This is a genomic window from Streptomyces sp. NPDC020884 (assembly GCF_044333935.1).
Classification (GTDB): Bacteria; Actinomycetota; Actinomycetes; order Streptomycetales; family Streptomycetaceae; genus Streptomyces.
In genome coordinates this window covers 306447-319358 of the sequence record NZ_JBIRRY010000007.1, presented here as the reverse complement: position 1 = coordinate 319358, position 12912 = coordinate 306447, and the positions used below count along the sequence as shown (strand labels likewise).

Annotated in this window: 9 protein-coding genes; 5 read left to right on the top strand and 4 right to left on the bottom strand. The window is 72.6% G+C overall.

Annotated features, from left to right (window positions below; all coding sequences use genetic code 11):
• The first annotated feature begins 113 nt into the window (after positions 1 to 113).
• The 3 genes from ACH4UK_RS22830 to ACH4UK_RS22820 are packed head-to-tail and all read left to right on the top strand — an operon-like array spanning position 114 to position 2637.
• On the top strand, positions 114 to 992 hold the full coding sequence (locus ACH4UK_RS22830) for an ABC transporter substrate-binding protein (RefSeq protein ID WP_398358965.1): 879 nt from the start codon (positions 114 to 116) through the stop codon (positions 990 to 992).
• Entirely contained in the window at positions 989 to 1867 is an 879-nt protein-coding gene (locus ACH4UK_RS22825; protein ID WP_398358963.1) for an amino acid ABC transporter permease, read from the top strand. Before ACH4UK_RS22830 ends, ACH4UK_RS22825 begins: the two co-directional genes overlap by 4 nt.
• The gene (locus ACH4UK_RS22820; RefSeq protein ID WP_398358961.1) at positions 1864 to 2637 is read left to right on the top strand and encodes an amino acid ABC transporter ATP-binding protein; all 774 of its coding nucleotides are present in this window, start codon (positions 1864 to 1866) and stop codon (positions 2635 to 2637) included. Before ACH4UK_RS22825 ends, ACH4UK_RS22820 begins: the two co-directional genes overlap by 4 nt.
• A 15-nt stretch (positions 2638 to 2652) precedes the next feature.
• Here the strand turns inward: ACH4UK_RS22820 and ACH4UK_RS22815 are convergent, their stop codons facing one another.
• On the bottom strand, positions 2653 to 4152 hold the full coding sequence (locus tag ACH4UK_RS22815) for an acyl-CoA synthetase (protein WP_398358959.1): 1500 nt from the start codon (positions 4150 to 4152) through the stop codon (positions 2653 to 2655).
• Positions 4153 to 4306: 154 nt separating this feature from the next.
• On the opposite strand from ACH4UK_RS22815, the gene ACH4UK_RS22810 reads away from it, so the two are divergent.
• The gene (locus ACH4UK_RS22810; protein WP_398358957.1) at positions 4307 to 6721 is read left to right on the top strand and encodes an acylase; all 2415 of its coding nucleotides are present in this window, start codon (positions 4307 to 4309) and stop codon (positions 6719 to 6721) included.
• Between the two features lie 159 nt (positions 6722 to 6880).
• On the opposite strand, the gene ACH4UK_RS22805 is transcribed toward ACH4UK_RS22810, so the two are convergent.
• From ACH4UK_RS22805 to ACH4UK_RS22795, 3 genes are all read right to left on the bottom strand, one after another.
• Positions 6881 to 7327, bottom strand: a complete 447-nt coding sequence (locus ACH4UK_RS22805) for a peptidoglycan-binding protein (RefSeq protein ID WP_398358955.1) — start codon at positions 7325 to 7327, stop codon at positions 6881 to 6883.
• Positions 7328 to 7484: 157 nt separating this feature from the next.
• Positions 7485 to 9035: an acyl-CoA synthetase gene (locus ACH4UK_RS22800; RefSeq protein WP_398358953.1), complete on the bottom strand. Its 1551-nt coding sequence runs from the start codon at positions 9033 to 9035 to the stop codon at positions 7485 to 7487.
• Positions 9032 to 10141 (bottom strand): NAD(P)H-dependent flavin oxidoreductase, encoded by a 1110-nt coding sequence (locus ACH4UK_RS22795; RefSeq protein WP_398358951.1) that lies wholly within the window; start codon positions 10139 to 10141, stop codon positions 9032 to 9034. The genes ACH4UK_RS22800 and ACH4UK_RS22795 overlap by 4 nt, the downstream gene beginning before the upstream one ends.
• Positions 10142 to 10363: 222 nt before the next feature.
• Here ACH4UK_RS22795 and ACH4UK_RS22790 point away from each other — a divergent pair, with 222 nt between their 5' ends.
• A complete protein-coding gene (locus ACH4UK_RS22790) occupies positions 10364 to 12286 on the top strand; it encodes a serine hydrolase (protein ID WP_398358949.1) in 1923 nt (640 codons plus the stop codon).
• Positions 12287 to 12912: the final 626 nt, after the last annotated feature.

Here is a 12912-nt window from a genome sequence, read left to right as displayed (position 1 = left end):
TCCCGGGCCAGGTCGGGGCGGTCCGTTCACACCGTCGCAACACCCGTTCCCACTATGCGGACAGCTTCTGAGAAGTCTCGACACAGAGGGCCAATCACTGCCAGTCTCCCGCTATGCATCTCGTCAACCGGTCCCTGGTCGCCGTCGTCTGCTCCGCCGTCACCTTAGGGGCGGCCCTGACGGGTTGTGCCCCGCAAGCGGAGAAGAAGGAGGCTTCGGGCAAGGCCGGTGCGACGGCGTCCTGCGCACCCGGAAAGCTCGCCACCCAGGTCTCCGGGAAGCTGACCGTCGGCACCGACAAGCCCGCGTACGCCCCCTGGTTCTCCGACGACGAGCCGTCCAACGGGAAGGGCTTCGAGTCGGCGGTCGCCTACGCCGTGGCGAAGGAGCTCGGCTACGGGAAGGACGCGGTGGTGTGGCAGCACACGCCGTTCAACACCGCGTTCGCGCCCGGTGCGAAGAAGTTCGACTTCGACATCAACCAGGTCTCCATCAGCGAGGAGCGGAAGAAGGCCGTGGCCTTCTCCTCCGGCTACTACGCGGTGCGTCAGGCCGTCGTCGCCCTCAAGACGTCGAAGGCCGCGAAGGCGACGAGCGTCGCCGATCTCAAGGACGTGAAGCTGGGCGCACAGGTGGGCACCACCAGCCTCGACTTCATCGACGATCTGGTGAAGCCCGGCGAGAAGCCCGCCGTCTACCAGCGCAACGACTTCGCCAAGTCGGCGCTGAAGAGCGGCCAGGTGGACGCCATCGTCGTGGACCTGCCGACCGCCTTCTACATCACCGGGGCCGAGGTGCCCGAGGCGAAGGTGGTGGGCCAGTTCGCGGCCCCCTCCGGTGATTCCGAGCAATTCGGTCTGGTGCTGGACCGGGAGAGCACGCTCACCTCCTGCGTGAGCGGTGCGGTGGACGCGCTGCGCGAGGACGGCACGCTGGCCGCCCTGGAGAAGGAGTGGCTCTCCGACGCCGTCGACGCGCCGGTGCTCAAGTGACCCTGCACAAGACGCCGGCCGTGGCGGACGTCTACGTCCCCTCCGAGCGCCGCATCGCCCGCGAGCAGCACCGGCGGGCCCGTACCCGGCGGGCCACCGCGATCGCCGCGACCAGCACCCTGGTGACGGGCGTGGTGCTGTTCCTGCTCATCACGGGCTCGCCCGGCTGGACCCGTACCAAGGAGACGTTCTTCAACGCCCATTACGCGCGCGTCGCCTTCCCGCAGGTCATGGAGGGGCTGTGGCTGAACCTGCGGCTGCTGGCCCTGTGCGGTGCGGCCGTGCTGGTCCTGGGCCTGCTGCTGGCCGTGGCGCGCACCCTGCGCGGGCCGGTGTTCTTCCCGGTACGGGCGCTGGCGACCGCGTACACGGACTTCTTCCGGGGGCTGCCGCTCATCATCTGCCTGCTGATGGTGGTCTTCGGGGTGCCCGCCCTGCGGCTGGAGGGGGTGACGACGGATCCGGTGCTGTTGGGCGGGGGCGCGCTGGTGCTCACCTACTCGGCGTACGTCTCGGAGGTCTTCCGGGCCGGCATCGAGTCCGTGCACCCCTCGCAGCGGGCGGCGGCGCGTTCGCTGGGTCTGAGCAGCGGGCAGGCGCTGCGCTTCGTCGTGCTGCCCCAGGCGGTGCGCCGTGTCGTGCCGCCCCTGCTGAACGACCTGGTGTCGCTCCAGAAGGACACCGGCCTCGTCTCGATCGCCGGGGCGGTGGATGCGGTGTACGCGGCGCAGATCATCGCCAGCAAGGACTTCAACTACACCCCGTACGTCGTCGCCGGTCTGGTCTTCGTGGCGCTGACCATTCCGATGACCCGGCTCACCGACTGGGTCACGGCCCGGATGGACCGGCGGCGGGCCCAGGGAGGAATCGTATGAGCGTGGTGCCGGCCCCGGAACCGGGGGCTCCCGTGCTGCGGATGGAGGCGGTCCGCAAGTCGTTCGGCACGTCGCTGGTGCTGCGGGACGTCGATCTGGAGGTGGCCCCGCACACGGTGACCGCGCTGATCGGCGCGTCGGGGTCCGGGAAGTCGACCCTGCTGCGCTGCGCCAACCTCCTGGAGGAGGTGGACGACGGGGCGATCTGGCTGGAGGGCGAGGAGATCACCGATCCGCGGGCCGACGCGGACGCGGTGCGCCGCCGGATCGGCGTGGTGTTCCAGGCGTACAACCTCTTTCCTCACCTGACCGTCCTGCAGAACATCACGCTGGCCCCGCGCCGGGTCCACGGCCTCTCCCGGTCCCGGGCGGAGGCGGAGGCCCGCGAGCTGCTGGAGCGGCTGGGGCTCGGAGCGAAGGCGGACGAGTATCCGGACCGGCTCAGCGGCGGTCAGCAGCAGCGGACCGCGATCGTACGGGCGTTGGCCGTGCGGCCCCGGCTGCTGCTCCTGGACGAGATCACGGCAGCGCTGGACCCGGAGCTGGTGGGTGAAGTGCTCGGTCTCGTACGGGAGGTGAAGGACGACGGCATGACGATGGTGATCGCCACCCACGAGATGGCGTTCGCGCGCGAGGTCGCCGACCAGGTGTGCTTCCTGGACGCCGGTGTGGTGCTGGAACGCGGCACCCCCGAGGAGGTGTTCGGCGCGCCGCGCGAGGAGCGCACCCAGCGGTTCCTGCGGCGGATCGTGGCGGCGGGGCGGCTGTGAGCCCACGCCCGCGGGTCACGCCAGCTCGTCCCGCAGTCGTCGTTTGAGGATCTTCCCGCTGGCGTTGCGCGGCAGCTCGTCCACGAACACGACGCGCTTGGGCGCCTTGAACGCGGTGAGCCGCTCGCGGGCGTGGGCGATGAGCTCGGTGTCGCTCGCCTCGCCGCGCAGGACGACGACGGCGGTGACGGCCTCGATCCAGCGGTCGTCGGGGAGGCCGATGACGGCGGTCTCGGCGACGGCGGGGTGGGTGTAGAGGGCGTCCTCGACCTGGCGGGAGGCGACGAGGACGCCGCCGGAGTTGATGACGTCCTTGACCCGGTCGACGACGGTGAGGAAGCCCGCGGCATCGCGTACCGCCAGGTCGCCGGAGTGGAACCAGCCGTCGCGGAAGGCCTCCGCCGTCTCCTCGGGCTTGTCCCAGTAGCCGGAGCACAGTTGGGGCGAGCGGTAGACGACCTCGCCGGAGGTGCCGTCGGGGACGTCCTGGCCCTTCTCGTCGACGACCCGGGCCTCCACGAAGAGGACGGGGCGGCCGCAGGACTCCATCCGGCCCTCGTGCTCGTCGGGGCCCAGCACGGCGGCCAGCGGGCCGATCTCGCTCTGGCCGAAGCAGTTGAAGAAGGCCAGGTGCGGGAGGCGTTCGCGCAGCCGCTCCAGGACGGGTACGGGCATGATCGAGGCCCCGTAGAACGCCTTGCGCAGTCCGCCGAGGTCGCGGGTGGCGAACTCCGGGTGGTTGGCGAGCCCGATCCAGACCGTCGGCGGGGCGAACAGGCTGTCGGCCAGGCCCGCTTCGACGAGGTCGAAGATCGAGACGGCGTCGGGGGCGTCCAGGATGGTGTTCTCCGCGCCCACCGCCAGATAGGGCAGCAGGAACACATGCATCTGGGCCGAGTGGTACAGCGGCAGGGAGTGCACGGGCCGGTCGGTCGCGGCGAGGCCGAGCGCGGTGATCGCGCTGACGTACTCGTGGACCAGGGCCCCGTGCGTCATCATCGCGCCCTTGGGCAGGGCGGTGGTGCCGGACGTGTACAGCAGCTGCACCAGGTCGTCGGAGGCGGGCGGGCGGGCCGGGGCGAAGGGCCGCTCCGTCTCCAGGGCGTCGAGCAGCGAGTCCGGGGCGTCGCGCAGCGCGCGCACCGTGAAGCCGGCCGGGATCCGGCCGGCGAGGTCCGGGTCGGTCAGGACGAGGCTGGAGCCGGACTGGTCGAGGAGGTAGGTCAGGTCGTCGCCGGTGAGGTTCTGGTTGACCGGTACGTGGACGAGCCCGGCCCGCGCGCAGGCGAGGAAGCCGATCAGATAGGCGTCGGAGTTGTGCGCGTAGGCGGCGACCCGGTCGCCGGGGCCGAGGCCGTGGTCCTCGGTGAGGACGGCGGCGGCCGTGGAGACGGCGGCGTCCAGGGAGCCGTAGGTCCAGGCCCGGTCGGCGTACCGCACGGCGGTCCGTCGGGGGGTGCGCCTGGCGCTGCGGGTGAGGACGCCGTCGACTGTGCTGCTGCGTACACCGGTCATGGCGTGATCCTGTGCGGCCGGGCCCCGTGGGGTCAAGAGGCCGGATACCGACCAGACGGTTGACAGTTCCCGGGGCCGGCTGGCTGAGTGGCGCTTGGCTGTCCGGACTGTCCGGTCAACCGCCTTGGCCACCCGCACCGTTGGGAGGAACTCCTTGACATCGCGTAACCGTCTGAGACTGCTCGGGGTTGCCGGTCTCGCCCTGTTCACCGTGGCGGCGTCGCTGCCGCCGGCCACCGCGTCCGGGTCCCCGCAGACACGGCATCCCTCCGGCGGCGGTCTGTCCGCCGTGATCCGGTACACGGAGTACGGCATTCCGCACATCGTGGCGAAGGACTACGCGCAGCTCGGTTTCGGCACCGGGTGGGCGCAGGCCGCCGACCAGGTGTGCACGCTGGCGGACGGCTTCCTCACGGTGCGCGGGGATCGGTCGAGGTTCTTCGGCCCGGACGCCGCCACCGACTTCTCGCTGTCGTCGGCGGCGACGAACCTCTCCAGCGACCTGTACTTCCGGGGCGTCCGGGACAGCGGCACGGTGGAGAAGCTGCTGAAGACGCCCGCGCCCGCCGGTCCGAGCCGGGACGTGAAGGAGACGATGCGCGGGTTCGCCGCCGGGTACAACGCATGGATCGCGCAGAACCGGATCAGCGATCCGGCCTGCCGGGGCGCGTCCTGGGTGCGCCCGGTGACCGCGCTGGACGTGGCGGCGCGGGGCTACGCGCTGTCCGTGCTCGGCGGCCAGGGGCGCGGGATCGACGGCATCACGGCCGCGCAGCCGCCGGCCGCCGCTCCCCCGGCGGCCGGGGTCACGCCCGAGGAGGCGGCCGCGGCGGCGCGGCGGCTGCTGTCGGCGCAGAACGCGGACATGGGCTCCAACGCGGTGGCCTTCGACGGCTCCACCACGGCGAACGGGCGCGGGCTGCTGCTCGGCAACCCGCACTACCCGTGGCAGGGCGGGCGGCGCTTCTGGCAGTCGCAGCAGACGATCCCCGGCGAGCTGAACGTGTCGGGCGGGTCCCTGCTGGGCTCGACGACGATCTCGATCGGGCACAACGCCGATGTGGCGTGGAGCCATACGGTCGCCACGGGCGTCACGCTGAATCTGCATCAGCTGACGCTCGATCCGGCCGATCCGACCGCCTATCTGGTGGACGGGAAGCGGGAGCGGATGACGAAGCGGACGGTGAGCGTCCCCGTGCGGGGGGCGGCCGACGTGACCCGCACCCAGTGGTGGACGCGGTACGGGCCGGTCGTCAACGCGATGGGCGCGGCGCTGCCGCTGCCCTGGACGGCGGACACGGCGTACGCGTTGAACGACCCGAACGCGAGGAATCTGCGGATGTCGGACACGGGTCTGGGCTTCAGCCGGGCCCGCTCCACCGCGGACGTCGAGCGTTCACTGCACCGGTCGCAGGGCCTGCCGTGGGTGAACACCATCGCGGCGGACCGGGCGGGGCACTCGTTCTTCTCCCAGTCCCAGGTGCTACCGAGGATCACGGACGAGCTGGCGGAGCGCTGCTCGACCCCGCTGGGCCGGGCCACCTATCCCGCCTCCGGGCTTGCGGTGCTGGACGGTTCGCGGACGGAGTGCGCGCCGGGGAGCGATCCGGACGCGGTGCAGTCGGGGATCTTCGGCCCGAGCCGGATGCCCACGCTGCGCAACCGGCCCTATGTGGAGAACTCCAACGACAGCGCCTGGCTGACCAACGCGGAGCGGCCGCTGACCGGATACGAGCGGGTCTTCGGCACGGTCGCGACGCCCCGGTCCCTGCGGACCCGGGGCGCGATCGAGGATGTCGCGGCGATGGCGGACAAGGGCCGTCTCGGCGTCGCGGATCTCCAGCGGCAGCAGTTCGCCAACCGGGCGCCGGCGGGGGATCTGGCCGCGTCCGACGTGGCGAAGTGGTGTGCGGCGCTGCCGGGCGGCACGGTCGTGGGCACGGACGGCACACCGGTCGACGTGTCGGCGGCCTGCCGGGTGCTGCGGCGCTGGGACCGGAGCGTGGACAGCGACAGCCGGGGCGCGCTGCTCTTCGACCGGTTCTGGCGGAAGGCCTCGGCGACGCCCGCCGCCGAGCTGTGGAAGACGCCGTTCGACCCGGCGGACCCGGTGCGCACCCCGCGCGGTCTCAACACCGCCGCGCCCGGCCTGGGCAGGGCCCTGGCCGACGCCGTGACGGAGCTGCGGGCGGCGGACATCGCGCTGGACGCCCCCCTGGGGAAGCACCAGTTCGTCGAGCGGAACGGCAAGCGGTTCCCGATCGGCGGCGGCACGGAGTCGCTGGGCATCTGGAACAAGACCGATCCGGTGTGGAACGCGGCGGCGGGCGGCTACACGGAGGTGGTGTCGGGCTCCAGCTACATCCAGGCGGTCGGCTGGGACGACAGCCGCTGCCCGGTGGCCCGGACGCTGCTGACGTACTCCCAGTCGGAGAACGTGCGGTCGCCGCACCACAGCGACCAGACCCGGCTGTACGCGGGTGAGCGCTGGGTGACGCCGCGGTTCTGCGACAAGGACATCGCGCGCTCGCCGGATCTGCGGGTGGTGCGGGTGCACGAGCGGCGGTAGCCCGGTGACCGGGTGGGGGCGCCCGTCCGCGGTGCGGAGGGCGTCCGCTTCGGCGGGCGCCCCTCCGCACCGGCGACCGGCCGTCGCCCCGCACCCGGCTCCGTCCGTGTTGGCGGCGGCGGCCGGGCCGCGGTCACCGCCGTTGGCGCGGGGCGGTGCTCAGATCGACCCGCAGCCCTGGAAGCTGCCGTCCAGCTTCTTGTAACGCGGCCACTTCAGCGCGTCGCGGGTGTTGGGTCCGTAGATCCCGTCCTGCTTGGTGCCGGCCTTGCCCTGCGCGGCCCACAGAGCCGAGTAGGTCTTCGGGCCGAAGCTCCCGTCGACGTCCTTCTCCGCCTCCAGCCCCACGTTGTAGCAGTCCTTCAACGCCCGCTGCAGCGCCTTGACGTGGTTGCCGGTGGCGCCCCGGGCCATGGTGCAGTTGGTGCTGGTGCCGTTGGCCGGGACGAAGATGTGGTTGTAGGTGCCCTTCATGATCGACTTGCCGGTGTCGCAGTAGCCGGCAGCCGCCGCCGGAGCGGCCGTTGCGACCATTCCCGCTCCGGCGACCAGCATGAACCCAGCCGTGACACCCGCCTTGGCACGCAGCGTGTGAACCCGCTTCATCAGTTGTTCCCCCTTGACCTCGGTCCGCGTCGTCCGGGGGTACAGGCCTTCGCCCCCGGCACACGACGAGTCTCGGGGACAGGCGCGCTCGCGCATGCCTGGAACGTTTCGGGTTGCGCCGGGCCCGGGATCCATCCTGGACGGCTCCGCGCCCGCCTCAGAGGGGTCGCTCGAAGCCCTCCCAGTACGGTTCGCGCAGCCGTCGTTTGTAGAGCTTGCCGTTGGGGTCGCGCGGCATGGCGGTGGTGAAGTCGATGCTCCGGGGACGTTTGTACCCGGCGAGCCGCTCCTCGCAGTGGGCGAGGATCTCGGCGGCGAGCGCGTCGCCCGGCTCGTGCCCCTCGGCCGGTTCGACGACGGCCTTGACCTCCTCGCCCCGGTCGGCGTGCGGGATGCCGAAAGCGGCGGCGTCCGCGACGGCGGGGTGGGTGAGCAGGGCGGACTCGATCTCGGCGGGGTAGATGTTGACGCCGCCCGCGATGATCATGTCGATCTTGCGGTCGCGCAGGAAGAGATAGCCGTCCGCGTCCAGCACGCCGAGGTCGCCGACGGTGAAGAAGTCGCCGATGCGGTTCTTGCGGGTCTTGGTCTCGTCCTTGTGGTAGCTGAAGCCGCCGGTGCTCATCTTCATGTAGACGGTGCCCAGTTCGCCCGCGCCGAGGCGGTTGCCGTCGTCGTCGAAGACGGCGAGCTCGCTGATCGGCCAGGCCTTGCCGACGGTGCCGGGCTTCTTCAGCCAGTCCTCGGCGGTGGCGAACGCTCCCCCGCCCTCGCTGGCCGCGTAGTACTCCTCGACGCAGCTCCCCCACCAGTCGATCATGGCGCGCTTGACGTGGTCGGGGCAGGGGGCCGCGCCGTGGATGGCGTGCCGCATGGCGGAGACGTCGTAGCGGTCCTTCACCTGATCGGGCAGCGCGAGCAGCCGGTGGAACTGGGTGGGGACCATATGGGTGTGGGTGCACCGGTGGGCGTCGATCGCGCGCAGCATCTCCTCGGGCGCCCAGCCGTCCATCAGGACGAGCGGATGGCCGATGTGCAGGGCTGCGCCGGCGAACTGGAGCACGGCGGTGTGGTAGAGCGGCGAGCAGACCAGGTGGACGTTGTCGTCGAACGGCCGGATGCCGAAGATGCCGAGGAACCCGCCGAGATAGGTCTCCTCGGGCCGTTTGCCGGGCAGCGGCCGGCGGATGCCGCGCGGGCGGCCGGTGGTGCCCGAGGTGTAGTTCATGACCCAGCCGAGGGTGCGGTCATCGGGCGGGGTGCCGGGGTGGCCGCCGAGGAGTTCGGCGTACGGGCGGCAGCTGGGGACCGCGCCGACGCCGTAGCGGTGGGTCACGGGCAGCCCGGCCTCGTCGGCGGCGGCCGTCGCGGCGGCCGCGAAGCGTTCGTGGGCGATCAGGACGCGGGCGCCCGAGTCGGCGACGATCCAGGCGATCTCGGGTCCGACGAGGTGGTGGTTGACCGGGACGAGGTAGAGGCCGGCCTGCGAGGCGGCGAGGTAGGCGGTGAGGAGTTCGACGCCGTTGGGCAGCACGACGGCGAACGCGTCGCCCTCGCGCAGTCCGGCGGCGCGCAGTCCGTGGACCATGCGGTTGACGTCGGCGTGCAGCCGGCCCGCGCTCCACTCCTCGCCGTCGGGGGCGATCAGGACGGTGCGGTCGGGATCGGCGGCGGCCTGGGCCCAGAATCCGTTGGGCGGCTGGTTCACGTGGCGCTCCTTCCGGCGATGCGGTTGATCCGGGTGACGGCCCGTTCGAAGCCGCGGGTGAGGTCGTCGACGACGGCCTGGACGCTGCGTTCGCTGGTCATCCGGCCGACGATCTGCCCGACGGGTGTGCCGAGCAGCTCGCCGACCTCGTACTTCTGGATCCGGGAGACGGCCTCGGCGACCAGCAGCCCCTGGAGGGGCATGGGCAGCGTCCCGGGCCCGGCCGGATCGTCCCAGGCGTCGGTCCACTCGGTACGGAGCTGGCGCGCGGGTTTCCCGGTGAGGGCGCGGGAGCGGACGGTGTCGCCGGAGCCGGCGGCGAGGAGCTTGGCGGTCAGGGCCTCCGAGTGCAGGTCGGCCTCCTCGGTGGTGAGCCAGAGAGAGCCGAGCCAGACGCCCTGTGCGCCGAGCGCGAGTCCGGCGGCGACCTGTTCGCCGCTGCCGATGCCTCCGGCGGCGAGCACCGGCAGCGGGGCCACGGCCTCGACGACTTCGGGGACCAGCACCATGGAGCCGATCTCACCGGTGTGACCGCCCGCCTCGTACCCCTGGGCGACGACGACGTCGATGCCCGCCTCGGCGTGCCGCCGGGCGTGCCGGGCACTTCCGGCGAGGGCGGCGACGAGGACCCCGTGGTCGTGGGCCCGCTCGATGACGTCGGCGGGCGGCGAGCCGAGGGCGTTGGCCAGCAGCTTGATCGGGTAGTCGAAGGCCACGTCGAGCTGGCCGCGGGCGACCTCCTCCATCCAGCCGGTGATCCGCCAGCCGGACGCCTCGCCGTCGGCGAGTTCCGGCACGCCGTAGCGGGTCAGGAGCTCCTGCACGAATCCTCGGTGCTCGGCGGGGATCATCGCCTCGACGTCCGCCTCGGTGACGCCCTCGACCTTCTTGGCCGGCATCACGACGTCCAGGCCGTAGGGCTTGCCGCCGGCGTGCGCGTGCAGCAGGTCGAGGTCGCGCGCGAGGTCGTCGGGCGCGGTGTAGCGGACCGCTCCGAGCACGCCGAAGCCGCCGGCTCTGGTGATGGCCGCGGCGACTTCGGGGAACGGCGTGAAGCCGAAGATGGCGTGCTCGATTCCCAGTTGCTGGCTCAGCTCCGTCTCCATGGGCGGCAGGATGCCGCAGCCCGGCAGCCGAGGGAAGAGATTTTCTGATGCAGTGTCAGATTCTTTGCGGGCCGGGACGCACCCGGGAGCGCGGGGGTGACAGTAACCTCTGCGGCGGCAGGAACTTTCACTGCTCGGCGATATTTCGGAAGTTACTTTCGCGCGGGCGCCGGAACGCGGGCGGACCGGTGACCGGACGCCCGGCGCGGGAAGGAGTTGCGGATGACCGGGAACACGCAGGGGAACGGGCGGGGCGCGGGGAGCGGCGGGGAGCGGGCCACGGGCCGCGACTCCGTGACCGGCGCCCGCGCGGCCGGGGGCGGCATCGCCCGGCGGCGGCTGGGCGGCGGGATACTGGCGCTGGGCGGCGCGCTCGCGCTGACGCCGATCCCGCTCGCGGCCGCGGCCACGAGGAGCGGGCCGGGCGCGGGGGTGACGGACAGAGCGGCGGACACGGGAGCGGGCATGGCGTCAGGGGCACACCGGCCCACACTGCGGCGCGGGAGCGCCGCGCGCGCCGGACTGCTCCAGGGCCCGCTGGACCAGCTCGTCCGGGACGCCGAGGCCTACCTCTCCGACTCCCCCCAGCACCCCTGGTACGCAGGCGCGGTGCTGCTCGCCGGGCGGGGCGGCACGGTGGCGCTGCACCGGCCGATCGGCAAGGCGGTGCGCTACGCGGCGTACGACGAGAAGAGCGACACCGGGGTGGAGTTCCCGGCGGACCAGCAGATCGCGATGGCCGAGGACACCGTCTTCGACCTGGCCTCGATCTCCAAGCTGTTCACGTCGATCCTGGCGGTCCAGCAGATCGAGCGCGGCACGCTGGAGCTGGAGGCCGCGGTCGTCTCGTACCTCCCGGACTTCTCGGGCGGCGGCAAGCAGGACATCACGGTCCGTCAACTGCTGACGCACACCTCGGGTTTCCGGTCGTGGATCCCGCTGTACGAGGAGCCCACCCGTGAGGGCAAGGTCCGGATGCTCATGGACGAGGTCCCCGCGAGCGCCCCGGGCAGCGCCTACCTCTACTCCGACCTCAACCTCATCTCGCTGCAGCTGATCCTGGAGCGGATCACCGGCCGCCCGCTGGACGCCCTGCTCCGCGACGAGATCACCGCCCCGCTCGGGATGCACCGCACCCGCTACAACCCGCCCGCCTCCTGGAAGCCGAAGATCGCCGCGACCGAGGACGCCCGGCTGCCCTGGTCCGGGCTGGAGCGCGGGCTGGTCTGGGGCGAGGTGCACGACGAGAACGCCTTCAGCCTGGACGGGGTGGCGGGCCACGCGGGGGTGTTCTCCTGCGCCTGGGACCTCGCGGTCCTCGCCCGGACGCTGCTCAACGGTGGGGTGTACGGCCGCGCGCGCATTCTGTCGGAGGACTCCGTCGACCTCCTGTTCACCGACTTCAACACCGCGTTCCCGGGCGACGAGCACGGCCTCGGCTTCGAGCTCTACCAGCATTGGTACATGGGCGCGATGGCGACCCCGCGCGCTGCGGGCCACACCGGGTTCACCGGGACCAGCCTGGTGCTCGACCCCTCGACGGACACCTTCCTCATCGTGCTGGGCAACTCCGTCCACCCGGTACGGAGCTGGCGCTCGGGCAGCGCGCCGCGGGTGGCGGCCGCCAACCAGCTGGCGCGGGCTGTCCCGGTCCGGCCCGAACGCGGGCGCACCGCCTGGTTCTCCGGGATGGCCGGCGCGACCACCGCCACCCTCGCGCTGCCCGCCCTGCGCCTGAACGCCGCACGGGCCCGGCTGGAGTGCGCCCTGTGGTGGGACACCGAACCGGCCGCCGACCACCTGTTCCTGGAGGCGTCGGCCGGGGGGCAGGACTGGCAGCCCGTGCCGTTCACCACCGTGCGTCAGGGCCCCGGCCGCCACCCGGACCCGCAGCCGCACCCGGCGGGCTCGGTGACCGGCTGGTCGGGGCGCGTGTGGCACCGGCTGGAGGCGGACCTGACGGCCTGGCGCGGCCGGGACGTCCGCCTGCGGTGGCGCTACACCACCGATCAGCTGTACGTGGGACGCGGCGCGTACGTGGACGGCCTGAAGGTCCGCGACGGCGGCCGCACGGTCTTCGACGCGGAACGGCCCCGGGACGCCGGCCGGATCGAGGCGACGGGCTGGGCGCCGTCGGCGGACTGACCCGCGCCGGGCCGCCGGGGTCTCGGCCCCCGGCGGCCCGGACGGTCCCGGCAGGTCCCGTCACCGGCCGAGCACGGCCATCGCCGCGTTGTGGCCGGGGACCCCGCTGACGCCGCCGCCGCGCACGGCGCCGGCTCCGCAGAGCAGGACGTTGGCGTGCGCGGTCTCCACACCCCAGCGTCCGGTGCCCTCGGCGGCGTACGGGAAGGCGAGGTCGCGGTGGAAGATGTGGCCGCCGGGCAGCCGCAGATCACGCTCCAGGTCGAGCGGGGTCTTGGCCTCGATGCAGGGTTCGCCCCGCTCGTCGAGGGCCAGGCAGTCGGTGATCGGCTCCTCCAGGTGGGCGTCCAGTTCGGCCAGGGTCGCCCGCAGCAGGGCCGCGCGGGCGGCGTCGTTGTCGGCGGCGAACAGCCGGGCCGGGGCGTGCAGCCCGAAGAGGGTGAGGGTCTGGTAGCCGCGCGCGGCGAGGTCGGGGCCGAGGATCGAGGGGTCGGTCAGCGAGTGGCAGTAGATCTCGGAGGGCGGGGCGGCGGGCAGCCGTCCGGCCGCCGCGTCCCGGTGGGCGTCGGCGAGCTGCCCGTACCCCTCCGCGATGTGGAAGGTCCCGGCGAAGGCCTGCCGGGGGT

Bases quoted from the DNA above. Each gene is read 5' to 3' on its own strand.
- ACH4UK_RS22830 (WP_398358965.1), top strand. From the start codon at position 114: ATGCATCTCGTCAACCGGTCCCTGGTCGCCGTCGTCTGCTCCGCCGTC.
- ACH4UK_RS22820 (WP_398358961.1), top strand. From the start codon at position 1,864: ATGAGCGTGGTGCCGGCCCCGGAACCGGGGGCTCCCGTGCTGCGGATG.
- ACH4UK_RS22815 (WP_398358959.1), bottom strand. From the start codon at position 4,152: ATGACCGGTGTACGCAGCAGCACAGTCGACGGCGTCCTCACCCGCAGC.
- ACH4UK_RS22805 (WP_398358955.1), bottom strand. From the start codon at position 7,327: ATGAAGCGGGTTCACACGCTGCGTGCCAAGGCGGGTGTCACGGCTGGG.
- ACH4UK_RS22795 (WP_398358951.1), bottom strand. From the start codon at position 10,141: ATGGAGACGGAGCTGAGCCAGCAACTGGGAATCGAGCACGCCATCTTC.
- ACH4UK_RS22790 (WP_398358949.1), top strand. From the start codon at position 10,364: ATGACCGGGAACACGCAGGGGAACGGGCGGGGCGCGGGGAGCGGCGGG.